This is a genomic window from Enterobacter sp. UPMP2052, from assembly GCF_053709675.1.
The window spans coordinates 539,831-565,395 of the sequence record NZ_JBSKJR010000001.1 but is presented as its reverse complement, the minus strand read 5'-3'; the positions used below and the strand labels follow the sequence as shown (position 1 = coordinate 565,395).

The window sequence follows — 25,565 nt, the reverse complement described above, 5'->3', positions numbered from 1 at the left end:
CGCGTGCAGATTTTCGCTGCACGCCAGGAACGCTCAAAACACATTGCAGCGCATTTAACAGGCCTGGTAAATGCGCTAACACCCCGTCTTAGCTATCAACTCGACGGAAAATATAGAAATCAGCAAACGACGTATTGTTTTGATCGTTAGCATCAAACTGATATTTATTAGGTATGTACTTATGTAACTCCCAGGATTCGCCTCTGTTTTTCAAGACCCAATCCGTGAATTTTCGATGATACACGTGCTGGGCATATTTCGAGATAGAAACGTTATATTCCTCATTGTTCGAGGCATAAACGATGACAAATCTCGATGCCGCAGAGAAAAGCGTCTGCATATACTTTTCAAAAATTTCATCTTCAATGAGATGATAAATCACGTCCAGGGAGAGGGTTAATTCTGCCTGCTGCCCTGTCCAGTCACCTACCGGATAAAAATCTTTTGTCGGGTCGTTGCTAAACCGATTCCGGCAGAGCTGTATCGCATGGTCAGAAACATCAAAACCCGTATAGCGAGGATAGTCAGCGAGAGACAACTGGTTACCATCACCGCAGCCGAACTCCATCACAGAACTCACCTGCTCCTCTTTCACGAACGCGTTAATAACCTCGGCCTTAAAGTCAGCCAGGCGACCATAAGAGCCCGCTCCGGAGTTGCCTTTTAAGCGGTAACGATCGTCCCAGTACTGGCCCGACTGACGGAAGGCCAGGGATTCTTTCTGAGAGTCGCGGTTATCAGCGGACTTCGTCGCAGAACGATCGATAACCGCTTTCGCCTCCGGCGCAAAGCCATAATGGGCAATCATGTTCTTAATATACTTGTCGTTCTCACCCTGCAGCAGGTTAGTTTGCCACAGACCATCTTCTGAGGTTCCTTTCCATTCCTCGGATTCCATATGTTCAGGAACAACGTTAAATTTCACTCCGTTCATACGACACATCCAGAACAGCCAGACATCGTCAGCGCCAGGCGCTAATTTCACAAAAATCTCTTTTTTGAGCACATCAGCATGGAAGCATTTTGGTGGATAAAGCGCACCGAATCCCGTGGTCGGAAAAATAAGGTTAGAAAGATCCGCGGTGACGGAGTAATTCCATTTCCACTCTTTATAAGGAACAGGTGTGTTATCGCTGCCAAGACGGATTTTATGTGCCCGGTGCGCAACCACCGTTTTATAATCCCCATCCCAACCGGCAATAAGTTTTTCCAGCCATTGCGGCTGATAGGCTAAATCATCATCGGCCGTCACGATGAAGGCATTCGGTTCCTCAATTAACGTCGGGACAATTTTCTTGTAAGAGCGAATATCGTCGCAATATTTTATCTCAATACCCTTAGACGCAAAGGCAAGGACGTTTTCTGGAACGAGATGGCGCTCCGACTCGGCAAGCCACAAAATAATACGATCCGCTTTAACGGTCTGTTTCAATAAACGTTGAAGGGTGTATTGCAGCGTAGCAAAACGCTTATGCCAGGAGGTTAAGCTGACAACAAGCTTTTGCGGTAAACCGTGTTTCCGCTGTTTTGCAGTAGTGAGCTGGTGGGGAAATAAAATCTCATTAATATAAGCCTCTGCACGCCCGGACGAGTGCGCCTGCAACAGCGTGGCCGCAACGTCATGCAGGCCATAAACCACATGCATAATAAAGGCTAATTTTTCATGCTGCGCACTACTGAGATTGCACAGCCTGTGCTCGCCCGGAATAAATATCGCTTTAGCCGACACCATCTGCGTTGAGGCCAGAGGCTCAGCGTTAGCAAAGACTTTTGGCGCACCGTACTCAACGTCCGTAAAGCTGTGGAAGTTAAAGCCGGAGTGCGCGAGTACGCTGCCAATCGCGTCCAGGGACATCTGGCCCTGATGAGTATTCGCAAAGGTAATTTTGACTTCGACGGTCAGACACTCTTGCAGAATGCGCGACCCATACTGGAAGACGGGTGCCAGATCGAATTTGTTGTCCAGCACCAACAGATCGACCTTTTCCAGCCCATGAATATTATCAAGCTGCGATGACTGAGATTTCAGCTCGACGAGAACTTCTGCGCCAGCGGCGTTCATCGTGTTCAGAGGTTTTAGCGTACTGCTCAGCCGATTATCCAAACACATATACACCGGCGTGAGTTCGCCGTTGCCTAAGGTGTGCAGTTTGATGTGCTGCATCGATTTTTTGCGCGGCGGCAGGTGTTTGTCTTCGACGATCCCGAGGGTATCCATAATGATAAAGAAGAATGAATCCAGCTCGGTCAGGCTGATAAATTTCTTACCCGTTGTGAAGCTGCCGCCAAAGTCCATGGTGATGACCTTACCCGCCAGTGCGAAGGAGAAGTCTTCACTTTCGATTCGCTTCGCGGCAACGTCAACCTCTGCCGGCATCTTCAGTTCGACCGGCTGGTTATCATCCAGGAAATAAGGCGCCTCGTCGCAGCGCAGGGTCAGCGCTTCGGGTTTTTTACCTTCACAATAACGCTGCCAGACGGCGCGCATTGCCTGCGAGAAATGTTTCGCAAAGCGCTGGCCGTCGCATACCGGCGAGGCCAGTAAAATCTCGCGCATGTTGCCGCGGATAATCTCCAGGCTGTTGAGGTCCTGAGTCAGGCCGACGGTAATATCAATAAAGTTCTGCCAGTCGCGGGCCACCAGTTCCTGCAGGCCCGCGTTAACCAGGTGAGAGGCGGAGTGACGCCCCGCAAAGGTTGGGCCCGGCAAGGTCACGACAGGCACGCCCATCGCCAGGGCTTCACAGGTGGTCAGCCCACCGGAGTACGGCCAGGGATCGAGGGCAATATCAACCTCGTTATAGCAGGCCAGTAGCTCCTGATGCGGTGCCATCCCTTCGATACGCACGCGTTCGCGCGCGATGCCGTGGCCTTCCAGGGTCGTCAATACACGCTCTTTTAAGTTCTCGTTATCAAAGTTGAAGCTTTTCAGGAACAGCCTGGAATCCGGCACGCTGTGCAATAGCACCGCCCACTGGTTTAATAAAAAATCATTGATTTTAGAGGCGTTATTAAAACAGCCGAAGGTGAAGTAGCCTTTGGTTTTAACCGGCATTTCGCTCACCGCCGGGAGGTAGAACGGCGGATCGTAGCAAATATAGTCATCCGGCATACGGATCAACTTTTCGGTATACAGCGAGTCCGCCCATTCAGGCGTTTCGATGGCGTCGCTGAGCAGGTAGTCCATGCCGGCCAACCCGGTGCTGCTGATTAACCCCCCTACCCACTTGATTTGAATCGGCGCGGGCTGCAGCTGGAAGGTTTGCATACGGCTGTTGGCGTTATAGCCGCAGAGGTCGAACAGAATATCAATCTCGTCTTCGCGGACAATCTTATCAAGCTCAGCAGCGCCAATATGCTCAACGACCCGCCAGCTGGCACACATGCGCTTTAAGCGGTGAGTCAGGTGATCTTCCTGGTAGTTGGTGCTGTAGGCGTAGAATTCAATCTGTGAGGCGGGAATGTGCTCCAGCCCCATCACAATCATCTGCCCGACCGGATGCAAGCGCAAGCCATCCGAGACAAGACCAATACGCAGGCACTTGTCTGGTGCTTTATTTTTGGCAACCGCACGCTTAACCGAGCGCGGGGGGAAATTTTCCTGCCAGCTTTTACACAGTTTAAGAATGTCTTCGGCGCTGCGCTCCGGATTATAGTGCGCACCAACGATACGGTTAAAATAGGGCGTAGGGTTATCTTTTGAGACTTCACAGCTGTGCTGGTACGCCTCATCCATCTCGTTGAACTGGCTCAGGTCTTGTTGGACCATCCCCAGATTATTCCAGTAGAGCCAGTTACCTGGCATTTCAGCGGTTAACTGTTTATAAAGCGCCTGCGCCTCTTCATATTTTTTCGATTTCTGTAAGACCGTAGCAAGAAGAAGTCGCAGCGGATTGGCCGCGTTTTTTTCAACCTGATGAATCGCCGTGGACAGATATTCTTCTGCTTCTGCTAAACGGTCGCTGCGATATAAAAGGTCCGATTTCGCGTAGATGGCTTCAACGTTATTTGAATCAATTTTAAGCGCTTTATCAACGCATTCGCCAGCCTGGAAAAACTGTCCCAACCTCTGATGTGCGCGTGCAGCAATAACCCAGAGCAGGTAGTTAGTAGCGTTTTCAACGAGTAATTCGTTAGCTACATTGAGTGATTTTTCTGGCTGAGTAGACAGCCATTCAACAGCAAGACGCATTTTTTCTTTGATCGAATGATCAATGGGTTGCTGACTGTTCTGAAAAGACTTGGCGGGTGATTTTTTCATAAAAGCACATTAATCCAGGTTTAACCGTCTGGCTGAGATTGGGCATTCAGTATAAAAAGCACAAAAAAAAATAACGGGTGAAATACCCGTTATTTTTTAGCTTAATTAGACAGATTGTAACTGAGCGATTAACGCAGCAGGGACAGAACGGTCTGAGGAACCTGGTTAGCCTGAGACAGTACAGAAGTACCAGCCTGCTGCAGGATCTGTGCGCGGCTCATGTTGGATACTTCGGTCGCGTAGTCAGCATCTTCAATGCGGCTCTTCGCAGCGGTGATGTTGGTCACGGTGCTGTTCAGGTTGTTAACGGTAGATTCGAAACGGTTCTGGCTCGCACCCAGGCTTGAACGCAGGGAGTCAACGTCAGAGATCGCTTTGTCGATTTCAGCCAGCAGGCCAGAAGCAACGGTTGCAGTCGCAGCGGTAGCAGCAGTCGCGCCGCTTGCAGCAGTACCTGCAGAGTAAGATGCCAGGATACCAACGGAACCTTTACCGGTGGTACCTTCGGTGATACCAGACATTTTGGCGTTGCCAGCGAACAGGGTAGAAGAGTCAATTTTCTTCAGGGAGATGCCGATAGTTTCGGAATCGTTCGCGCCAACCTGGATGTTCAGAGTCTGAGCGGTAGACAGAACCTTCACGCCGTTGAAGCTAGTCTGGCCAGCAACACGGTTGATCTCTTTCATACGGTCAACAACTTCGTTGTTGATGGAAACCAGGTCATCCGCAGAGTTAGTACCGTTCTGAGCCTGTACGGTCAGTTCACGGATACGCTGTAAGTTGGTGTTGATTTCGTTCAGTGCGCCTTCAGTAGTCTGTGCAACAGAGATACCGTCGTTTGCGTTACGTGCTGCCTGAGTCAGACCTTTAACTTGTGCAGTCATACGGTTGGCAATCGCCTGGCCAGCAGCGTCATCTTTCGCGCTGTTGATACGCAGACCAGAGGACAGACGCTCGATCGCAGTTCCCAGGGAAGACTGAGATTTGTTCAGGTTGTTCTGAGTAGTCAGGGACAACAGGTTAGTATTGATAACTGCCATAATTTTAATTCCTTCAAAAATGGGTTTAGGTTTCGGTGCCTAACACTCACGGCGTCTCTCACCGTCATCAAGGTTATCGACGCGTCCCAAAAAGACTTTAGAATCAATTTAGAAAAAAAATCATTTTATTGATTTATAAGCAATTATTTATCAAACCTGCTTTACAGTGACGCCTCCCAAAAGCAAATCCCCTCCTCTGTCAGTGCTTATTTACGCCTTCTCTTTCATGGCCGTAAGTAGCCCTTTTATTTACCTCAATGTGTAATCCAGCTATTAGCCCACGCCTCTGGTGGCTATTCCAGGGATTATTTTTTTGTCTCTGGCGTAAACTTTTCCACCAATGCGCCGATAAAGAGTCCTGATCTACCAACGCATTTAAGGAAAACAGTTATGGCTACTATCACTAACCTCGGGATAGGTTCTGCAGGACTCGGGGATTTGTATAATCAGTTAGATACAGCAGAAAGAACGAAGCTGAAAACCATTACAACCCAGCAGACGACCTATAACGCGCAATTAAGTGCGTACGGTAAGCTGCAGAGCGCCATGACAAATCTGCAAACTGCGACGGCTGCGCTGGCTAAACCTGCGACCTGGAACTCCACATCTGTCAGCAGTACGAATACCGCGTTTACGGCGACAACCTCGACCGAAGCGTCTACCGGCACGTTTACAGTCAACGTGAACCAAATGGCCAAAGCGCAGGTCCTGACCAGCGGCTCTATTTCCAGTAATACTGAAAAATTGGGTGAAGTAACGGGGGCTAAACGTACCATTACGATTACCCAGCCTGGTACGAAAAAGCCGCTGGAAGTTGAGCTCTCTGACGCAGACACGTCCCTGAGCGGTATCGCCAGCGCGATTAACAAAGCGAACGGCAACGTCACCGCCAGCGTCATCAAAGCTAAAGATGGCGATTACCGTCTGATGCTGACGTCGAAATCAACGGGTACCGACGGCCAGATGAGCATTAATGTCACCGGCGACGATACCTTACAGGCCGCGATCGGTTATGACTCTGCAAGCGCTACGGGTGCACTGACCGTACAGACGAAAGCGCAAAACGCCGTCCTGGTGGTGAATGACATCACCATCGAGCGTCAGAGCAACACGATTTCGGATGCGCTGCCGGGCGTGACCTTTACGGTCAAAGCGGAGAGTAAAGCAGACGAAACGCTGGATATTACCCGTGCAACCGATGCAAACCAGAAAGCAATCTCTGACTGGGTAACGGCGTATAACTCGCTGCAGTCCACCATCAACAGCGTTACCAAATATGTGGCTGTAGAAGCGGGTGAAGATCAGTCTGCCAGCAACGGGGCGTTAGTGGGTGACGGTAATGTCCGTGGGATCCAGGCGCAGCTGCGTAGCATGTTGACGGATGTTCAGAGCGGCTCCGTACAGATTATGGCGCAGTTAGGTATTACTCAGGACCCGGCGAAAGGTAGCGATGGCACCATGGGTAACCTGAAAATTGACAGTGATAAACTGAAAAAAGCACTTACAGACAACCCTGCCGGCGTACAGCAATACTTTATCGGCGACGGAAAAACCACCGGGCTCGCCACCCAAATGAGCAGCACGCTGGATTCTATGCTGAGTACCAGTGCCGGTAAAACCGGGGTCATCCAGAATGCCAAAGACGGTATCAATAAAACACTTAAGAGTCTGAGTGAGCGCTACGATGATATGGAAGCGTCTATCGATGCAACGATGGCGCGATACAAAACCCAGTTTACCCAGCTGGACGTACTGATGACGAAAATGACCAATACGGCGAACTATCTGACTCAGCAGTTCACGAAATCATCATAAATACAGGAGTAAGTATGTATAACACCTCTGGTGTCCAGTCCTATCAAAATATAGGAGTGGAAAGCGCGGTGATGAATGCCAGCCCTCACCAGTTGATTGTCATGCTCTTCGATGGGGCGCACAGCGCCCTTGTCCGAGCGCGCTTGTTTCTTGATGCAGGACAGCTTGCAGAGAAAGGCCTGGCGCTTTCAAAAGCAATCAATATCATCGACAACGGATTGAAAGCAGCGCTGAACATGGAGGCGGGGGGAGAACTGTCAGATAATCTGGCGTCTTTATATGAATATATGGTTCGGCGGTTATTAATTGCGAATTTGCATAACGACGTTGAGGCAATTGTTGAGGTTGAAAACCTGTTAAACAATATTGCGGATGCGTGGAAGCAAATTGGCCCCAATGCGTCCTCTATCTCAGGATAATTTTAATGAATATTCCCAGCGCAGCGCTTAGTCACTGGCACGCTTTACATGCTCAAAGCATAGCGATGCTAAATCTTGCTCATACCGGTAAGTGGGATGAGCTCATTGAGCAAGAGATGCATTACGTTCAACTGGTGGAAAGTATTTCCAGTAATCCCATTACGTCGTGCCCTCCTGCTCAAGTAGAGCAAGCGCGTTTCCTGTTGAAAAAGATCCTCGAAAATGAGAACGAACTTAAAGCACTGCTTCAGTCCCGAATGGATGAACTGCGCAATCTCATCGGCCAGACAGGCAAACAGCAATCCATAACATCAACCTATGGAAAGCTATCAGGGAATATTCTTTATCCGGAAAGTTTGACCCGCGACACACAATTATGATTTCTTCATCCATACTCCAGAAGTCAGCCAAACGGCTTCTGGAGCACGGACGATGAAAAACCCCACCCTATTACAATGTTTTCACTGGTACTACCCTACTGGCGGCGAGTTATGGCCCGAGGTCACGGCGTTAGCCCCAAATCTGAATGAAATTGGCATCAATATGGTCTGGCTGCCTCCGGCGTATAAAGGCGCATCCGGCGGCTATTCCGTGGGCTACGACTCGTATGATCTGTTCGACCTTGGCGAGTTTGACCAGAAAGGCAGCGTGGCCACGAAATATGGTGACAAGGCCCAGCTGCTTGAGGCCATCAGCGCCCTGAAAAGCAACGACATTGCGGTGCTGCTGGACGTGGTGGTTAACCACAAAATGGGGGCGGACGAGAAAGAGCCTGTTCGCGTGCAGCGCGTGAATCAGGAGGATCGCACGCAGATTGACGATGAAATCATCGAGTGTGAGGCCTGGACCCGCTACAGCTTCCCCGTTCGCGCGGGGCAGTATTCGCAGTTCGTCTGGGACTATAAATGTTTCAGCGGCATTGACCATATCGAAAACCCCAACGAAGACGGCATCTTTAAAATCGTTAACGATTACACCGGCGATGGCTGGAACGATCAGGTCGATAATGAGATGGGTAATTTCGACTACCTGATGGGCGAAAACATCGATTTTCGCAATCGTGCCGTTACCGAAGAGATCAAATACTGGGCACGCTGGGTGATGGAACAGACGCAGTGCGATGGCTTCCGTCTGGATGCGGTTAAGCACATTCCCGCCTGGTTCTATAAAGACTGGATTGAACACGTTCAGGAAGTGTCGGAAAAACCGCTGTTCGTGGTGGCAGAATACTGGTCACACGACGTCGACGCGCTGAAGAACTATATCGATCAGGTCGAAGGCAAAACCATGCTATTCGATGCCCCGCTGCAGATGAAATTCCACGAAGCGTCGCGCATGGGCCGCGAGTATGACATGAGCCAGATCTTTACCGGCACCCTGGTTGAAACGGATCCGTTCCACGCCGTCACCCTGGTGGCTAACCACGACACCCAGCCGCTGCAGGCGCTGGAAGCGCCGGTAGAAGCCTGGTTCAAACCGCTGGCGTATGCGCTTATTCTGCTGCGCGAGAACGGCGTTCCGAGCGTGTTCTATCCCGATTTGTTCGGTGCGACCTACGACGACACCGGCGGTGACGGCGAGACGTATCACATTGAGATGCCGGTCATTGAACAGCTTCACGAGCTGATCCTCGCCCGCCAGCGTTTTGCCCACGGGGTACAAACCCTGTTCTTCGATCATCCCAACTGCATTGCGTTTAGCCGCAGTGGAACCGAAGACGACCCCGGCTGCGTGGTGGTCCTTTCCAATGGCGATGACGGCGAGAAGACGATCTGCCTTGGCGAGAACTACGGCAACAAAACCTGGCGTGATTTTCTTGGCAATCGGGAAGAGACGGTGACTACCGCAGCGGATGGTGAAGGCACCTTTACCTGCAATGGCGGAAGCGTCAGCGTGTGGGTGATTGAGGACGCGTTGTAAATGCTTGCCAGGTGGCGCTAAGACCTTCCGGGCAAGGGTTTTGTGGGCCGGGTAAGGCGCAGCCGCCACCCGGCTAAAAACGCTAAGGAAGCTGACTCTCCAGCGGATGTTTGCTGAGGAAGTCAGCGCACTCGACCGTTGGACGGTCAACCCGGTGAAGCTCCATGCCGTCATACTCCAGCACGCCATCGTCAAGCTCAAGCGGATACACATCGCGCTTTTGGGTCACGTTATAGTAGTCATCCGAACGGAGCATCAGTTTGCCCGGCACCGCCAGAACGCGCTGCCACTGGCGGCAATCCAGCGTATCGCCCTCCTGCGTCACCACCAGCGTGGCAATCGCCTCCGGGCTTACCATGCTGCTTTGCGGCCCTTTTGACTGCCAGTACCCCGTCAGCTGCGCCGGAGCAGGATGCTTAATCACGTCCTGGTAATTCTCGACCTGTACACATCCGGTCAACGCCAGCAGTGCGCCAGCAAATGCTATTTTTTTCATCATCTTTCCCGCGTGCGAAGAAAAAAATATTGTGGCATTAAAGCGTTGAGGCCGCCAGCGTAAGATGCGTTGGTGCTACACCTGCATCGACATGACGTCCTGATAGGCCGAGATCAGCTTGTTACGTACCTGGATCCCCATCTGCAGGGAGACCGATGCTTTTTGCAAATCGGTCATCACATCGTTCAGCGCCACGCCCGGCTCGCCGAGGCTAAATTTCTCGGCCTGGGTACGCGCCGCCGTCTGGGTCTCGCTGATGCGGTCAAGCGCGGCGTGCAGTTGCCCCGCAAAACTGATGCCCGGCTGTTGTTCCGCCACGTTCTGACTGCGTGCCGACACCGCCGTCGCCTGCAGTTGACTGAGTACCCCTTCAATGCCCTGAATAGCCATGACTCTCCCCTGGATGGTTTTTTACGGGGTCAAGACTAACAGCTTGTCAATAAGATAATGGCGGTAAATAACGTGAAAAAACCAGGTTATTTGACGCATAGAAAATCCCGAATCATCAAATAATGGCAGTGCCATCAATATGGAACTTTTGTCGTGTTTGCCGACCCGGGAGTCAGTTTTGTTTCTCTACACGAATAACGTAAACCACCAGGATTTAAGAGGTGCGCAATGAGTGCAGCAGCATCGACAGCGCCACAAAATAAATCACTTGAGTGGATGAACCGCCTTCGCGCGAACCCTAAAATCCCGTTGATCGTGGCAGGCGCTGCCGCAATTGCGATCCTGGTAGCAATGGTCTTATGGGCGAAAAGCCCGGATTACCGCACCCTTTACAGTAACCTTTCCGATCAGGATGGCGGTGCCATCGTCACCCAGCTTACCCAGATGAATATCCCTTATCGCTTTGCCGATAACGGCGGCGCGCTGGAAGTGCCCGCAGATAAGGTGCATGAGCTTCGTCTGCGTCTGGCGCAGCAAGGGCTGCCGAAAGGCGGCGCGGTCGGTTTTGAACTGCTGGACCAGGAAAAATTCGGTATCAGTCAGTTCAGCGAGCAGGTGAACTACCAGCGCGCGCTGGAAGGCGAACTGGCCCGCACCATTGAAACCTTAGGTCCGGTCAAGAGTGCCCGCGTGCACCTGGCGATGCCGAAACCGTCCCTGTTCGTGCGTGAACAAAAGTCCCCTTCCGCTTCCGTGACCGTTAATCTCGAGCCGGGCCGCGCGCTCGACGAAGGACAAATCAGCGCCGTGACCCACCTGGTGTCCAGCGCGGTTGCCGGTCTGCCGCCGGGTAACGTTACTCTGGTCGATCAGAGCGGCCACCTGCTGACCCAGTCCAATAGCGCCGGTCGCGATCTGAACGACGCGCAGCTGAAATACGCCGCGGACGTCGAAGGCCGCCTCCAGCGTCGTATCGAAGCGATCCTTGGCCCGGTTGTGGGCAGCAGCAACGTGCACGCTCAGGTCACCGCGCAGATCGACTTCGCCAATAAAGAACAGACCGAAGAGCAGTACAGCCCGAACGGTAACCCGTCTCAGGCGGTGATGCGTTCGCGCCAGGTTAATGAGAATGAGCAGGTCGGCGGACCTTACCCTGGCGGCGTGCCGGGCGCACTCTCAAACCAGCCTGCACCGGCTAACGCAGCGCCGATTACTACGCCTGCGGCGAACCAGCAGAACGGCCAGCAAAACAACGCGCAAACCACCTCAACGGCGGCCAGTTCAGGCCCGCGCACCAGCAGCCGTAACGAAACCACCAACTATGAAGTCGACCGTACTATCCGCCACACCAAGCTGAACGTGGGCGATGTGCAGCGCCTGTCGGTTGCCGTGGTGGTGAACTATAAAACGCTGCCGGACGGCAAGCCGCTGCCGCTCACCACCGAGCAAATGAAGCAGATTGAAGATCTGACCCGTGAAGCCATGGGGTATTCAGAGAAGCGTGGCGACACCCTCAACGTGGTGAACTCGCCGTTCAGCTCGGTGGATGAAACCGGTGGTGAACTGCCGTTCTGGCAACAGCAGGCGTTTATCGACCAGCTGATGTCCGCAGGCCGCTGGCTGCTGGTGCTGATTGTCGCCTGGCTGCTGTGGCGTAAGGGCGTGCGTCCACAGCTCCAGCGCCGTGCAGAAGCCGAGAAGGCCGCGCAAGAGCAGCAGGTCACGCGTCAGGATACGGAAGAAGCCGTTGAAGTTCGCCTCAGCAAAGACGAACAGATCCAGCAGCGTCGCGCTAATCAGCGTATGGGTGCCGAGGTGATGAGCCAGCGCATTCGCGAAATGTCAGACAACGATCCGCGCGTCGTCGCGCTGGTCATCCGTCAGTGGATGGGTAACGAACATGAGTAATACGCTTACGGGCACCGATAAAAGCGTCATCCTGCTGATGACCATTGGCGAAGACCGCGCGGCGGAGGTGTTTAAACACCTCTCCCAGCGCGAAGTGCAGATCCTCAGCGCCGCGATGGCGAACGTGCGTCAGATCTCCAACAAGCAGCTGACCGAAGTGCTGGCGGAGTTTGAGCAGGAAGCCGAGCAGTTTGCGGCGCTCAACATCAACGCCAACGATTACCTGCGCTCCGTGCTGGTTAAAGCGCTCGGCGAAGAGCGTGCCGCCAGCCTGCTGGAAGATATTCTTGAAACCCGCGATACCGCCAGCGGCATCGAGACGCTCAACTTTATGGAGCCGCAGAGTGCCGCCGACCTTATTCGCGACGAGCACCCGCAGATTATCGCCACCATCCTGGTACACCTCAAACGGGGTCAGGCAGCCGATATTCTGGCGCTGTTCGACGAACGTCTGCGCCACGACGTGATGCTGCGTATCGCCACCTTCGGCGGCGTGCAGCCTGCCGCGCTGGCGGAACTGACGGAAGTGCTGAACAACCTGCTCGACGGTCAGAACCTCAAGCGCAGCAAAATGGGCGGCGTGAGAACCGCAGCCGAGATCATCAACCTGATGAAAACCCAGCAGGAAGAGGCGGTCATTACCGCGGTTCGCGAGTTCGATGGCGAGCTGGCGCAAAAGATCATCGACGAGATGTTCCTGTTCGAAAACCTGGTCGAAGTGGACGATCGCAGCATCCAGCGCCTGCTTCAGGAAGTGGACTCCGAATCGCTGCTTATCGCCCTCAAGGGTGCCGAACAGCCGCTGCGCGAGAAGTTCCTGCGCAACATGTCGCAGCGTGCAGCCGATATCCTGCGCGACGATCTGGCCAACCGTGGCCCGGTCCGTCTGTCTCAGGTGGAAAACGAACAGAAAGCCATCCTGCTTATCGTTCGCCGTCTGGCAGAGACCGGCGAGATGGTGATCGGCAGCGGAGACGACACCTATGTCTAATGAGCTGTCGTGGAAGCCCTGGACGCCAGACGATCTGGCCCCGCCTGTGGCGGAGTTCAGACCCGCTATGGCCGCGCCCGACGAGGATGATGCCGGGGCAGATGTCCCGGAACTGAGCGAAGAAGAGCAGCGGGCGCAAATGCTGGCCCAGCTGCAAATGCAGGCGCACGAACAGGGTTTTAACGCGGGCATGAACGAAGGCCGACAGAAAGGCCACGAACAGGGCTACCAGGAAGGGCTGGCGAAAGGCCTGGAAGCAGGTCAGGAGCAGGCGCGCCAGCAGCAGGCGCCGCTTCATGCCCGGATGCAGCAGCTGGTAAGCGAGTTCCAGCACACCCTGGACGCACTGGACAGCGTGATCGCCTCGCGCCTGATGCAGATGGCGCTGGAAGCCGCCCGCCAGGTCATTGGCCAGACGCCGGTGGTGGATAACTCGGCGCTGATTAAACAGATCCAGGGTCTGCTCCAGCAGGAGCCATTGTTCAGCGGCAAACCGCAGCTGCGCGTACACCCCGATGATTTACAGCGCGTTGAAGAGAGCCTCGGCGCGACCCTCAGCCTGCACGGCTGGCGTCTGCGCGGCGACCCTTCCCTGCATCACGGGGGCTGCAAAGTCTCTGCAGATGAAGGCGATCTGGATGCCAGCGTGGCGACGCGCTGGCAGGAACTGTGCCGTCTGGCGGCACCGGGAGTCGTCTGATGACCGCACGCCTCACCCGCTGGCTGAACACGCTCGATAACTTCGAGACAAAGATGACGCAACTCCCCTCGGTGCGTCGCTATGGCCGCTTAACGCGCGCCACCGGACTAGTGCTTGAGGCAACGGGCCTGCAGCTTCCGCTCGGTGCCACCTGCGTGATTGAGCGTCAGGACGGGCCGGAGATGCGTGAAGTGGAAAGCGAAGTGGTCGGCTTCAACGGCCAGCGCCTGTTCCTGATGCCGCTTGAAGAGGTGGAAGGCATTCTGCCCGGCGCGCGGGTTTACGCCAAAAATATGAGCGGCGACGGATTACAGAGCGGCAAACAGCTGCCGCTTGGCCCGGCGCTGCTGGGCCGCGTGCTGGACGGCGGCGGCAAACCGCTCGACGGCCTCCCCTCCCCGGATACCACGGAAACCGGCGCGCTGATCACCCAGCCGTTTAACCCCCTGCAACGTACCGCCATTGAACATGTTCTCGATACGGGCGTTCGCCCCATCAACGCCCTGCTGACCGTCGGTCGCGGTCAGCGTATGGGGCTTTTCGCCGGTTCCGGCGTGGGGAAATCGGTCCTGCTCGGCATGATGGCGCGCTATACCCAGGCCGACGTGATCGTGGTGGGCCTGATCGGCGAACGTGGTCGCGAGGTCAAAGACTTCATCGAGAACATCCTCGGCGCAGAGGGCCGCGCGCGCTCGGTGGTGATTGCCGCCCCGGCGGATGTCTCCCCGCTGCTGCGTATGCAGGGTGCCGCGTATGCCACCCGCATTGCGGAAGATTTTCGCGACCGCGGGCAGCACGTCCTGCTGATCATGGACTCCCTGACCCGTTATGCCATGGCGCAGCGTGAAATCGCGCTGGCCATCGGTGAACCCCCGGCGACCAAGGGCTACCCGCCCTCGGTGTTTGCCAAACTGCCCGCGCTGGTTGAACGCGCGGGGAACGGAATTACGGGCGGCGGCTCCATTACCGCGTTTTATACGGTGCTGACCGAAGGCGATGACCAGCAGGATCCGATTGCCGACTCCGCGCGCGCGATCCTCGACGGCCACATTGTGTTATCGCGCCGTCTCGCCGAAGCCGGGCACTATCCGGCTATCGATATTGAAGCATCCATCAGCCGTGCAATGACGGCCCTGATAACCGAGAAGCACTACGCCCGCGTGCGTAACTTCAAACAACTGCTCTCCAGCTTCCAGCGTAACCGCGATCTGGTCAGCGTCGGGGCGTATGCCAAAGGCAGCGACCCGATGCTCGATAAAGCGATTACCCTCTGGCCACAGCTGGAGGCGTTTCTGCAACAAGGTATTTTTGAACGCGCCGACTGGGAAGACTCGCTTCAGGCTCTGGAGCTGATTTTCCCGCAGGTGTAACACAGGTGGAGGGCGAAGGTCATGGCGCAAAACAGCGCGTTATCAACGCTAAAAGATCTGGCTGAAAAAGAAGTTGATGATGCCGCACTGCAGCTTGGCGCAATGCGGCGCGGATGTCAGCAGGCTGAAGAACAGTTGAAGATGTTAATCGACTATCAGCACGAGTATCGCACCAACCTTAATACCGACATGACGCAGGGCATCGGCAGCCAGCGCTGGATCAACTACCAGCAGTTTATTCAGACCCTGGAAAAAGCGATTGAACAGCATCGTCAGCAGCTTTTTCAGTGGACGGAAAAAGTCGACATCGCGCTCAACTTCTGGCGCGAGAAAAAACAACGACTGCAGGCCTGGCAAACCTTACAGGACCGGCAGATCGCCGCATCGACCCTGGCGGAGAACCGTCTGGATCAGAAAAAAATGGATGAGTTTGCCCAGCGCGCATCAATGAGGAAACCGGAATGATCACACTGCAACAACTGCTGATGACCGACAGCGACCTGTCAGGCGGCACGCAGACGGGGAAAGGCACCGAGGGTGCACAGGATTTTCTCTCCCTGCTGGCGGGCGCGCTGACGGAAACCGGCGGTCAGGGCAAAGATGCGCCGCTAACCCTGGCAGACCTGAATGCCGCCGGCAGCACGCTGTCGAAAGACGCGGCGAAAGGGGATAACACCCCGCTACAGGCAAAACTTGCCGACCTTCTTGCCCGCCAGGAGACTCTGGTCGAGGAGGACGCGCCGCACGCTACCGCGTTGCAAACCCTGGTGGCCGGTCTTGCGCCTGCGGCCCACGGTGACGCGCTGAAGTCGTTAACCACGGCGGCAGCGAAAGAAGAGACGAAAACCTCGCTCACTGACGAGGAGCTGGCCGGGCTTAGCGCGTTAATGGCCATGCTGCCGCACCAGCAGACGGCGGTTGCCGCGCAACCGAAGAGCGCCGAAGGCCTGAGCGCCCGCGCGTCCCTTCCCTCCGCCGCCCTGACGCCGTCCACTGCCGGGCGGCACGCGTTGACCGCTGACCTGCCGGGTCGCGATGAGGGCAAAACCGCCTCGCCATACCAGCCCCTTGCGCAAGGTGCTGACGCCTCTGTGCCCGTCGCGCCGGTCGCGAACGGCGTAGCGGAGAAACAGGATATCGCGGCGGCCTCGACGTCTACCGCCACCGCGCCAACCGCCACGCTTGCGCCGATGGTGACTACCCCTGCGCCTTCACAGCCTGCGGCAACCGTTGCGACGGCCCCGGTGTTGAGCCAGCCGCTCGGTACACCGGAATGGCAGCAAACGCTGAGCCAGCACATCACGCTGTTCACGAAGCAGGGACAACAGTCAGCGGAGCTGCGTCTGCATCCGGAAGATCTCGGTCAGGTACAGATTTCCCTTAAGCTCGATGATAACCAGGCGCAGCTGCAGCTGGTGTCGCCGCACAGCCACGTTCGCGCGGCGCTGGAAGCCGCGCTGCCAATGCTGCGCACCCAGCTTGCTGAAAACGGTATTCAGCTTTCCCAGAGCAGCGTCAGCAGCGAGAGTTTTGCCGGGCAGCAACAGTCTTCCTCTGAGCAGCAACAGCATGCCTCCCGCTCCGGCCAGCAGGGGGGCTTCAATGAAGAGAGTGACGACCTGCTTATTGCTCCCGCGTCCCTGCAATCCGCCGCGCGCGGTAACGGCGCGGTAGACATCTTCGCCTAAACGCCAGAGGTAACGTGATTATCCCCGTCTTTTCCACGCTTTGACCTAAGCCGGACACGGGATAATCACCGTATTAAGCTGTACCGAAACAGGAAGCTCGTATCAGATGACTGACTCCGCTATCACCAAAAAAAGTAAGCGTTCCATCTGGATCCCGCTGCTGGTGTTGATCACGCTCGCCGCCTGCGCCACCGCAGGCTACAGTTACTGGCGTATGCAGCAGGAACCGACCGGCGCTGCCGCCAAAGCAGAAGCACCGCCGCCACCGGCACCGGTCTTCTTCCCGCTGGATACGTTTACCGTGAACCTGGGCGATGCGGACCGCGTGCTGTACATCGGCATTACGCTGCGCCTGAAAGACGAAGCCACGCGCGCCCGTCTCAACGATTATCTGCCTGAAGTGCGCAGCCGCCTGCTGCTGCTGTTCTCGCGTCAGGACGCCTCGGCGCTGGCCTCCGATGACGGCAAGCAAAAGCTGGTCGATGCCATCAAGCAGACGCTGGCGACACCGCTGGTCCATGGTCAACCTAAGCAGGAAGTCACCGACGTTCTGTATACAGCTTTCATTTTGCGGTAACGACATGGGCGATAGCATTCTTTCTCAGGCAGAAATCGACGCGCTGCTTAACGGCGATAGCGATAAAAACGATGAGCCAAAGCCGGGTCTGGCCGGTGACGATAACATTCGTCCCTACGACCCGAATACCCAGCGTCGCGTGGTGCGCGAGCGTCTTCAGGCGCTGGAGATCATCAACGAACGTTTTGCGCGTCAGTTCCGTATGGGGCTGTTCAACCTGCTGCGTCGTAGCCCGGACATCACCGTTGGCGCGATCCGCATTCAGCCCTATCATGAGTTTGCCCGCAACCTGCCGGTGCCGACCAACCTTAACCTGATCCACCTCAAGCCGCTGCGCGGTACCGGTCTGGTGGTGTTTTCGCCAAGCCTGGTGTTTATCGCGGTTGATAACCTGTTTGGCGGCGATGGCCGCTTCCCGACGAAGGTGGAAGGTCGTGAATTTACCCACACCGAGCAGCGCGTAATCAACCGCATGCTGAAGCTGGCGCTGGAATCCTACAGCGACGCGTGGAAAGCGATTAACCCGCTGGAAGTGGAGTACGTGCGTTCCGAGATGCAGGTGAAGTTCACCAACATCACCACCTCGCCGAACGATATCGTGGTGAATACCCCGTTCCATGTGGAAATTGGCAACCTGACCGGCGAGTTCAATATCTGCCTGCCGTTCAGCATGATCGAGCCGCTTCGCGAGCTGCTGGTCAACCCGCCGCTGGAAAACTCACGCCATGAAGATCAGAACTGGCGCGAAAATCTGGTGCGTCAGGTTCAGCATTCGCAGCTGGAGCTGGTGGCTAACTTCGCCGACGTGTCGATGCGCTTATCCCAGATCCTGAAATTACAACCCGGCGATGTTCTGCCGATAGACAAACCCGACCGCATTATTGCCCATGTGGATGGCGTACCCGTGCTGACAAGCCAGTACGGCACGATAAACGGCCAGTATGCGCTACGCGTTGAGCACTTGATCAACCCGATTTTGAATTCGCTGAATGAGGAACAGCCCAAATGAGTGACATGAACAATCCGTCCGATGAAAACAGCGGAGCACTGGACGATCTGTGGGCTGATGCGTTGAACGAGCAAAAAACCACCCCGGGCAAAAGCGCGGCGGATGCCGTGTTCCAGCAGTTAGGCGGCGGTGACGTCAGCGGTACGCTGCAGGATATCGACCTGATCATGGATATCCCGGTCAAACTGACCGTGGAGCTGGGACGCACCCGGATGACCATTAAAGAGCTGCTGCGCCTGACGCAGGGTTCGGTTGTTGCCCTTGACGGCCTGGCCGGCGAGCCGCTGGATATTCTGATTAACGGTTATCTGATTGCCCAGGGGGAAGTGGTGGTCGTGGCGGATAAATACGGCGTGCGTATTACCGACATCATTACCCCGTCCGAACGTATGCGTCGTCTGAGCCGCTAACGATGAAAACCCAGGCAACAGTATCCCAACCCACAGCGGTACCGGGTTCGCCGCTGCTTCAGGTGAGCGGCGCCCTGTTCGGTATTATTGCCTTTATTCTTATTGCCGCATGGCTGGCAAAGCGCTTTGGCGTGGCGGGTAAAACCGCCGCCGGACGCGGTCTGAAGGTCAGTGCCAGCACCACGCTTGGGCCACGCGAGCGCGTGGTCATTGTTGACGTTGAAGATGCGCGCCTGGTTCTTGGCGTGACCGCCACGACGATCAACGTGCTCCATAAACTGCCTCCTGCGCCCGTCGCAGATGACGTGACGACAGACGCCCCGGCGGATTTTCAGTCCATCATGAAGAGTTTGCTTAAGCGTTCCGGGAGATCCTGATGCGCCGTTTGTTATCCCTTACGCTTGCTGGCCTTGGCCTGTTTGCCCCTGCCGTTTACGCCCAGCTGCCGGGCCTGATCTCCACCCCGATGGCGGGTGGCGGACAAAGCTGGTCCCTGCCGGTGCAGACGCTGGTGTTTATCACCTCGCTGACGTTTATTCCTGCAATCCTGCTGATGATGACCAGCTTCACCCGAATCATCATCGTCTTTGGTCTGCTGCGAAACGCCCTCGGCACGCCGTCCGCACCGCCTAACCAGGTGCTGCTCGGGCTGGCGCTGTTCCTGACCTTTTTCATTATGTCGCCGGTGATCGATAAAATTTACACCGACGCCTATCAGCCGTTCAGCGAAGATAAGATCTCGATGGAGGTCGCGCTGGAAAAAGGCGCTCAGCCATTGCGCGAATTTATGCTGCGCCAGACGCGTGAAGCGGATCTGGCACTGTTCGCCCGCCTGGCCAACACCGGCGAATTGCAGGGGCCGGAAGCCGTTCCAATGCGCATTCTGCTGCCAGCGTACGTGACCAGCGAGCTGAAAACGGCATTCCAGATTGGCTTTACGATCTTCATTCCGTTCCTGATCATCGACCTGGTGATCGCCAGCGTGCTGATGGCGCTGGGTATGATGATGGTTCCCCCCGCTACCATTGCCCTGCCCTTCAAAATCATGCTTTTTGTCCTGGTCGACGGCTGGCAGTTGCTGGTCAGTTCCCTCGCGCAAAGTTTCTACAGTTGAGGATCGCGCAATGACGCCAGAATCGGTCATGATGATGGGCACGGAGGCAATGCGCGTGGCGATTGCCGTAGCCGCGCCGCTGCTGCTGGTGGCGCTGGTCACCGGTCTGGTCATCAGTATCCTGCAGGCCGCGACGCAGATTAACGAAATGACGCTGTCCTTTATCCCGAAAATCATCGCGGTATTTGTGGCGATCATCGTGGCCGGGCCGTGGATGCTGAATCTGCTGCTGGATTACATGCGCACCCTGTTTACCAACCTTCCCTACATCATCGGCTGATAACAGGATGCTGCACTTTACCAGCGACCAGTGGATGCAGTGGCTTGGCCTCTATTTTTGGCCGATGCTGCGCGTTCTGGCGCTGATTTCCACCGCCCCTATCCTCAGCGAACGCACCATTCCCAAGCGCGTAAAGGTCGGGCTGGGCATTATTATCACCATTATTATTGCCCCTTCGCTGCCGCCGGTTGATATCCCGATTTTTTCCGCAAAAGCAGTCTGGGTGGCGCTGCAGCAGATCATGATTGGCGTGGCCGTCGGGTTTACCATGCAACTGGCGTTTGCCGCCGTGCGTACCGCCGGTGAGCTGATTGGCCTGCAGATGGGGCTCTCTTTCGCGACCTTCATCGACCCCGGCTCCCATCTGAATATGCCGGTGCTGGCGCGCATTATCGATATGCTGGCGATGCTGCTGTTCCTCACCTTCAACGGCCATCTGTGGTTGATCTCCATGCTGGTCGACACCTTTCACACGCTGCCGATAGGCGATAATCCCGTCAACAGCAACGCGTTTCTGGCGCTCACGCGGGCAGCGGGCCTGATCTTCCTTAACGGGCTGATGCTGGCGCTGCCGATCATCACCCTGCTGCTGACCGTCAACCTTTCGCTGGGGTTACTCAACAGAATGGCCCCGCAGCTCTCCGTATTTGTGATTGGTTTTCCGGTGACCCTGACCGTCGGTATTTTATTAATGTCATTGCTAATGCCACTTATCGCTCCGTTCTGCGAACATTTATTCAGCGAACTATTCAACCTGTTAGCGGATATTGTCAGCGAATTGCCACGAAAGTAATAACCCGCCTAACCGCAATGTCTTTCTGAGGATATTCCTAAAATAAAACTCGAAAAACATCTACCAGGATATATCTGACGCGGTTTAATTGTTTCTAACCACCTCACAATACTTAATATTTACTTTACTTTAAGAAGATTCCTGGCAAATTATACGTAACTTTACGGGATAGTGAGTCCGCCTGAAAGTCTTTGTGATGCTCACAGGTTTTATTACGTTTTTTCCATCCCGTATGGCTGTTTATGAGCTCTCAGGCAGATGGTGAATTATCGTTACGCATTGAGTGAGGGTATGCCATGTCAACGATCATTATGGATTTATGCAGTTACACCCGGCTAGGGTTAACCGGGTATCTGGCAAGCAGAGGGGTAAGAAAGAGAGACATCAACGATGCACACACCGTTGACGACCTTGCAGCCGCTTGTGACCAACACAGGCCCGGCGTGGTGTTTATTAATGAGGACTGTTTCATACACGATCCAGCCAACAGTCAGAAAATTAAGCTAATCATTAATCAGCATCCTAAGACTCTGTTTATTGTTTTTATGGCGATCGCGAATATTCACTTCGACGAATATTTGTTGGTTCGAAAAAATTTATTGATCAGTTCTAAGTCAATTAAACCCGAGTCGCTGGATGACATTTTGGGTGACTATTTGAATAAAGAAGTAAAAGATGTAGGCGCGGTTAACTTACCCACGCTTTCATTAAGCAGAACTGAATCGAGCATGTTAAGAATGTGGATGGCTGGGCAAGGGACAATTCAAATCTCAGACCAGATGAATATCAAAGCCAAAACCGTTTCGTCACATAAGGGAAATATTAAAAGGAAGATTAAAACGCATAATAAGCAAGTGATCTATCACGTCGTACGCCTGACGGATAATGTGACAAATGGAATTTTCGTCAATATGCGCTAACCCCTTTCAACATCTACTGTACCCTACCTTCGATCTCTGGCCTGGCCAGAGATTTTTGCGTTAAAGCAGCAAAGTCGGGCGCGTTGCCCGACGCCGCGTTATTCTGCCGTTTCCACAAAGATGCCATCCGGATGACCCAGTTCATTAAAGAACCAGATGCCGAGCGGGTAGTCTTCCAGTGACACCAGGTACATGGTGCCTTCGTTGAACTCCTCTATCGCCAGCACCACACCCGGGCGGCGCGGCCCACCGTCCGTTTTGACGGTTACCCGATCGTTGACCTTCATACATTCCTCCTGTGGTTTTGAGCCAGTGTAGAACAAAACGCATAAGCTGACATCGCTGGCGGATGCGAATGCCGTTTTTGTGTGCGGTCTATACTTAACTGTGGACACGTTTATATGAGGTACCCCGTAATGAAGACCAACAAAGAGTATAGCGACACCATCAAACGCGAAGTCGAAGTGGATGTCGATGCCCTGCTGGCCGCCATCAATGAGATCAGTGAGTCCGAAGTACGTCGTGCAGAGGATGATTCCGAAAGGGTGATGGTAAACGGGAGGGATTACCATACCTACCGCGAGCTGGCCGAAGCGTTCGAGCTGGATATTCATGACTTTAGCGTGTCGGAGGCGAACCGCTAGGGCGAAAAAAATCCCGGTCATGGGGATGACCGGGATCAAACTTGCTTTTGCAAGAAGCACTTGAAAATTCGTTACACCAGGAAATCTGATGTAGGAGAAACACTATCCTCAACGTATTTGCATGACAAGCATATATTCTTATGGCGCATATTATATTTTATGTCTGTACTTTTTGGTTATGAGTGTACAACTAGCGTCTTCTGTGGCTTGCGCGGGATCGGTTCCAAAACAGTGCACTAATTTTCAGAATTTTTTTAGGAAAATTCTTAGAGCGCCATCAACCTTTAATCAGGAGTAGTTATGATTTCACTGCAGGAGACGCTGGTCATCATCACCGATCTGGATGGAACGCTCCTTGATATTCACACCTATGACTGGCAGCCTGCAAAGCCATGGCTGGAGACGCTGCGCGACCGTCAAATCCCCGTGGTTCTGTGCAGCAGCAAGACCGCCGCAGAGATGACGGACATCCAGCGAGAGCTGGGTCTGGATGGCCTGCCGTTGATTGCCGAAAACGGCGCGGTTATTCAGCCTGACGTTCGCTGGGAAGACACCTCGCGAAGCCTCAGCGGAATGGCGCACCAGGACATTGCGCAGTGTCTTGCCCGGATACGTGCCAGCAGGCAATACAAATTCACGACGTTTGACGATGTGGATGTTCAGACCATTGGCGAATGGACGGGGCTTACCCGCCTTCGCGCCACCCTCGCCTGCAAGCATGAGGCGTCCGTGACCTTAATCTGGCGCGACAGCGACGCACAGATGGCGCAATTTGAAGAAGAACTGGCCCAGCACGGCCTTAAGCTGGTGCAGGGGGCACGCTTCTGGCACGTCCTGGACGTTCGCTGCGGTAAAGACGTGGCGGCCCGCTGGCTGGTTGAGCAGTACCGCCAGCATGAGAATATCGAACCCACGACGTTAGGCCTCGGGGATGGCCCCAACGACGCCCCGCTGCTGGAAAACGTTGATTATGCGGTGGTCATTAAAGGCATCAACCGCCAGGGCATTACGCTTGTGAACGACTCGCCGGAGCGGGTTTATCATACGCAACACGCGGGCCCGGAAGGCTGGCGCGAGGGGCTGGATCACTTCTTGTCGTGATCCTGCCACACCACCTGATTGCGTCCGCGCTGTTTCGCCTGGTAAAGGCGCAGGTCGGCGATTGACTGCAGCTGATCAAAATTGTAGTTCCCCTTCTCATGGGCGCAGCTCACGCCAAACGAGGCGCTGATGCGCAGCGTCGTACTCTTTTTCAACAGGATCTCTTTGCTGTCGATGCGCGAGCGAATGCGCTCGGCAATGGCGGCCGCTTGCGGAAGGGCAAGACCTGGCAGTACCACGCAGAACTCTTCCCCGCCCACGCGTCCGGCGACGTCGCAGGGCCGCAACCCGCCCGCAATCAGCCCTGCGGCGTGAGAGAGCACTTTATCCCCGGCCTGATGCCCGAAGCGGTCATTGATGTTCTTGAAGTGGTCAAGATCGATCTGGATAACCGAAAACGGCCGGGACTGCGCCTGACACTCTCTGGCAAGCCTGTTGGCACGCTCAAACAGCGCTCCGCGGTTGTGGAGCCGGGTCAGCGGGTCATGCCAGGCCTGCCACTGCAATGAGTGCTGAAGGGTGTACATGTTGCTGACCATCCGCCGAATAAGCAGCCAGGAGATCAGCAGCATGGCGCTGAACAGCGCCCACAGGAGCGCCAGCACGATACTGATGCTGCCGAATTCGCCACGCACGCCTTCATCAAGCGTGTGGACCCGCAGCATTACGCCGTCGAAATGTCCCAGCCTGACCCAGCTCACATAGCGACTGCCCATGCGCAGCCCCCCTTCCGTATCGCCCTCAATCGCCTTCGCAATCTGCGCAAGTTCAGCGGCGTCGAACTGATTAACGGTGGCTGACGAAAGCTCAGAGGAGGCAATCAGCTTTAGGCGGGTGTCGTACAGCTGATACTCCCCTTCCGTGCGGTCATCTACCGCCTCCATCAGCAAACGCCGCAGGGTTGCCTGGGTAAATTCCAGGGCAATGACGCCATACCAGTAGCGATCGTGATAGACCGGCACACTGGCGGTGATCGTTGAGTGTGGCTCGACGGCTGACGGGGTAGAAGCGTAAAACCAGCGCACTGCGCCCGCGCGGTTTTCGCGTTCGGACTGCCCGGCGAACCACGGCTGGGTCACGAACGCGTAGTAACGAGAAATGGCGTCAGTGATTTTCGCCGGTGCGTCGGTGGCGAGCCAGAATCCGGCGCGTGAAACGTACATCGCCCGCGATTCCCGGTGGGACGAAGAGGAGGCCAGGCGCAGTAAATACCCCACCTCAAGCGCGGCCGAGATTTCATGGTTAAGCAGCGCGTTATCCCGGTTCAGCAGCGTGGTTTTTTCAACAAAAACGTCGGAGACGCCGTTTACGGGCAAGGTTCGGGATTTATCGACGGCCAGTTGCCAGAAGGGTTTTGTCCGCAGTGCGTTAAAGCGCGAAACGGCATCCTGCAGAACGCCAAACGCCAGCGGGGTGCTCAGCGCCTCGTTCATGCTTTTGCGAAAAAAAAGCAGCTTATCCACGCTAAACTGCAGCTGCCGGTCCAGCGCATTCGCCACGATTTCCAGATGGTTTCGCTGGCTTGAGACATACGCCTCCTCCAGCACCACCACCTCACGCCACGTCAGCAGCGTAGAAAAGATCAGTACCACCAGAAAACAGACATTTACAATCAGGCCTGGATTGCTACGCGTGCGTAACCCGTGCAGAAAAGACCGTCTTACAACAAAGGTATCGCGTTGCACACACACTCCCTGATTGCCACTCTTTATCTACTAC

26 protein-coding genes are annotated in these 25,565 nt (G+C 55.0%); 20 read left to right on the top strand and 6 right to left on the bottom strand.

Translation table 11 applies throughout. From position 1 onward, the window contains the following. Window positions 1-88 precede the first annotated feature (88 nt). On the bottom strand, window positions 89-4,261 hold the full coding sequence (locus ACWKX3_RS02530; protein WP_454541215.1) for an O-linked N-acetylglucosamine transferase family protein: 4,173 nt from the start codon (window positions 4,259-4,261) through the stop codon (window positions 89-91). A gap of 128 nt (window positions 4,262-4,389) precedes the next feature. Then, entirely contained in the window at window positions 4,390-5,301 is a 912-nt protein-coding gene (locus tag ACWKX3_RS02525; protein ID WP_058610159.1) for a flagellin N-terminal helical domain-containing protein, read from the bottom strand. 390 nt (window positions 5,302-5,691) lie between these two features. Here ACWKX3_RS02525 and fliD point away from each other — a divergent pair, with 390 nt between their 5' ends. From fliD to amyA, 4 genes are read left to right on the top strand one after another with little or no spacing between them, the layout of a single operon-like run. Continuing rightward, the gene (gene fliD / locus ACWKX3_RS02520) at window positions 5,692-7,116 is read left to right on the top strand and encodes a flagellar filament capping protein FliD (RefSeq protein ID WP_153681788.1); all 1,425 of its coding nucleotides are present in this window, start codon (window positions 5,692-5,694) and stop codon (window positions 7,114-7,116) included. Between the two features lie 14 nt (window positions 7,117-7,130). Then, the gene (fliS, locus tag ACWKX3_RS02515) at window positions 7,131-7,535 is read left to right on the top strand and encodes a flagellar export chaperone FliS (protein ID WP_006176130.1); all 405 of its coding nucleotides are present in this window, start codon (window positions 7,131-7,133) and stop codon (window positions 7,533-7,535) included. Window positions 7,536-7,540: 5 nt separating this feature from the next. Next, the gene (fliT, locus tag ACWKX3_RS02510; RefSeq protein WP_042320116.1) at window positions 7,541-7,915 is read left to right on the top strand and encodes a flagella biosynthesis regulatory protein FliT; all 375 of its coding nucleotides are present in this window, start codon (window positions 7,541-7,543) and stop codon (window positions 7,913-7,915) included. A gap of 52 nt (window positions 7,916-7,967) precedes the next feature. Then, on the top strand, window positions 7,968-9,455 hold the full coding sequence (amyA, locus tag ACWKX3_RS02505; protein WP_400444530.1) for an alpha-amylase: 1,488 nt from the start codon (window positions 7,968-7,970) through the stop codon (window positions 9,453-9,455). 82 nt (window positions 9,456-9,537) lie between these two features. On the opposite strand, the gene yedD is transcribed toward amyA, so the two are convergent. Together yedD and fliE are read right to left on the bottom strand one after the other, a co-directional pair. Then, window positions 9,538-9,951 carry a lipoprotein YedD gene (gene yedD / locus ACWKX3_RS02500; protein WP_102890552.1) on the bottom strand — a complete coding sequence of 138 codons (414 nt, stop codon included), beginning with the start codon at window positions 9,949-9,951 and terminating at the stop codon, window positions 9,538-9,540. Window positions 9,952-10,026: 75 nt separating this feature from the next. Continuing rightward, window positions 10,027-10,341: a flagellar hook-basal body complex protein FliE gene (gene fliE, locus ACWKX3_RS02495; RefSeq protein WP_006176207.1), complete on the bottom strand. Its 315-nt coding sequence runs from the start codon at window positions 10,339-10,341 to the stop codon at window positions 10,027-10,029. A gap of 228 nt (window positions 10,342-10,569) precedes the next feature. Between fliE and fliF the strand changes: the two genes are divergently transcribed. From fliF to rcsA, 14 genes are all read left to right on the top strand, one after another. Then, window positions 10,570-12,249, top strand: a complete 1,680-nt coding sequence (gene fliF, locus ACWKX3_RS02490) for a flagellar basal-body MS-ring/collar protein FliF (protein ID WP_058610154.1) — start codon at window positions 10,570-10,572, stop codon at window positions 12,247-12,249. After that, the gene (gene fliG, locus ACWKX3_RS02485; RefSeq protein ID WP_006176209.1) at window positions 12,242-13,240 is read left to right on the top strand and encodes a flagellar motor switch protein FliG; all 999 of its coding nucleotides are present in this window, start codon (window positions 12,242-12,244) and stop codon (window positions 13,238-13,240) included. The genes fliF and fliG overlap by 8 nt, the downstream gene beginning before the upstream one ends. Further along, on the top strand, window positions 13,233-13,940 hold the full coding sequence (gene fliH, locus ACWKX3_RS02480) for a flagellar assembly protein FliH (protein ID WP_058610153.1): 708 nt from the start codon (window positions 13,233-13,235) through the stop codon (window positions 13,938-13,940). The genes fliG and fliH overlap by 8 nt, the downstream gene beginning before the upstream one ends. After that, window positions 13,940-15,310: a flagellar protein export ATPase FliI gene (gene fliI, locus ACWKX3_RS02475; RefSeq protein WP_006176211.1), complete on the top strand. Its 1,371-nt coding sequence runs from the start codon at window positions 13,940-13,942 to the stop codon at window positions 15,308-15,310. The genes fliH and fliI overlap by 1 nt, the downstream gene beginning before the upstream one ends. A 21-nt stretch (window positions 15,311-15,331) precedes the next feature. After that, window positions 15,332-15,775: a flagellar export protein FliJ gene (gene fliJ, locus ACWKX3_RS02470; protein WP_006176212.1), complete on the top strand. Its 444-nt coding sequence runs from the start codon at window positions 15,332-15,334 to the stop codon at window positions 15,773-15,775. Then, window positions 15,772-16,998 (top strand): flagellar hook length control protein FliK, encoded by a 1,227-nt coding sequence (gene fliK, locus ACWKX3_RS02465; protein ID WP_454541214.1) that lies wholly within the window; start codon window positions 15,772-15,774, stop codon window positions 16,996-16,998. Before fliJ ends, fliK begins: the two co-directional genes overlap by 4 nt. Window positions 16,999-17,104: 106 nt before the next feature. Then, window positions 17,105-17,575: a flagellar basal body-associated protein FliL gene (gene fliL / locus ACWKX3_RS02460; RefSeq protein WP_006176214.1), complete on the top strand. Its 471-nt coding sequence runs from the start codon at window positions 17,105-17,107 to the stop codon at window positions 17,573-17,575. Window positions 17,576-17,579: 4 nt separating this feature from the next. After that, a complete protein-coding gene (gene fliM, locus ACWKX3_RS02455) occupies window positions 17,580-18,584 on the top strand; it encodes a flagellar motor switch protein FliM (RefSeq protein WP_006176215.1) in 1,005 nt (334 codons plus the stop codon). After that, window positions 18,581-18,994: a flagellar motor switch protein FliN gene (fliN, locus tag ACWKX3_RS02450; protein ID WP_006176216.1), complete on the top strand. Its 414-nt coding sequence runs from the start codon at window positions 18,581-18,583 to the stop codon at window positions 18,992-18,994. The genes fliM and fliN overlap by 4 nt, the downstream gene beginning before the upstream one ends. Before the next feature lie 2 nt (window positions 18,995-18,996). Next, complete coding sequence (gene fliO, locus ACWKX3_RS02445; RefSeq protein WP_454541213.1) at window positions 18,997-19,371, top strand: flagellar biosynthetic protein FliO; 375 nt, start codon at window positions 18,997-18,999, stop codon at window positions 19,369-19,371. Next, on the top strand, window positions 19,371-20,108 hold the full coding sequence (fliP, locus tag ACWKX3_RS02440; RefSeq protein WP_006176218.1) for a flagellar type III secretion system pore protein FliP: 738 nt from the start codon (window positions 19,371-19,373) through the stop codon (window positions 20,106-20,108). The genes fliO and fliP overlap by 1 nt, the downstream gene beginning before the upstream one ends. 10 nt (window positions 20,109-20,118) lie before the next feature. Beyond that, entirely contained in the window at window positions 20,119-20,388 is a 270-nt protein-coding gene (gene fliQ / locus ACWKX3_RS02435; protein ID WP_006176219.1) for a flagellar biosynthesis protein FliQ, read from the top strand. A 7-nt stretch (window positions 20,389-20,395) separates the two neighbouring features. Then, window positions 20,396-21,181 (top strand): flagellar biosynthetic protein FliR, encoded by a 786-nt coding sequence (gene fliR / locus ACWKX3_RS02430; RefSeq protein WP_006176220.1) that lies wholly within the window; start codon window positions 20,396-20,398, stop codon window positions 21,179-21,181. A gap of 296 nt (window positions 21,182-21,477) precedes the next feature. After that, window positions 21,478-22,101: a transcriptional regulator RcsA gene (gene rcsA / locus ACWKX3_RS02425; RefSeq protein ID WP_006176221.1), complete on the top strand. Its 624-nt coding sequence runs from the start codon at window positions 21,478-21,480 to the stop codon at window positions 22,099-22,101. A gap of 98 nt (window positions 22,102-22,199) precedes the next feature. Here rcsA and dsrB read toward each other — a convergent pair whose 3' ends face one another. Then, a complete protein-coding gene (gene dsrB / locus ACWKX3_RS02420) occupies window positions 22,200-22,388 on the bottom strand; it encodes a protein DsrB (protein ID WP_003859583.1) in 189 nt (62 codons plus the stop codon). A 129-nt stretch (window positions 22,389-22,517) separates the two neighbouring features. On the opposite strand from dsrB, the gene yodD reads away from it, so the two are divergent. Both yodD and ACWKX3_RS02410 read left to right on the top strand, forming a co-directional pair. Then, window positions 22,518-22,745: a YodD family peroxide/acid resistance protein gene (yodD, locus tag ACWKX3_RS02415; RefSeq protein WP_042320145.1), complete on the top strand. Its 228-nt coding sequence runs from the start codon at window positions 22,518-22,520 to the stop codon at window positions 22,743-22,745. 300 nt (window positions 22,746-23,045) lie between these two features. Further along, a complete protein-coding gene (locus ACWKX3_RS02410) occupies window positions 23,046-23,846 on the top strand; it encodes a mannosyl-3-phosphoglycerate phosphatase-related protein (RefSeq protein ID WP_006176223.1) in 801 nt (266 codons plus the stop codon). On the opposite strand, the gene dgcQ is transcribed toward ACWKX3_RS02410, so the two are convergent. Next, window positions 23,831-25,531, bottom strand: a complete 1,701-nt coding sequence (dgcQ, locus tag ACWKX3_RS02405; RefSeq protein ID WP_454541212.1) for a cellulose biosynthesis regulator diguanylate cyclase DgcQ — start codon at window positions 25,529-25,531, stop codon at window positions 23,831-23,833. The two genes, ACWKX3_RS02410 and dgcQ, sit on opposite strands and share 16 nt — an antisense overlap. Between the last annotated feature and the right edge of the window lie 34 nt (window positions 25,532-25,565).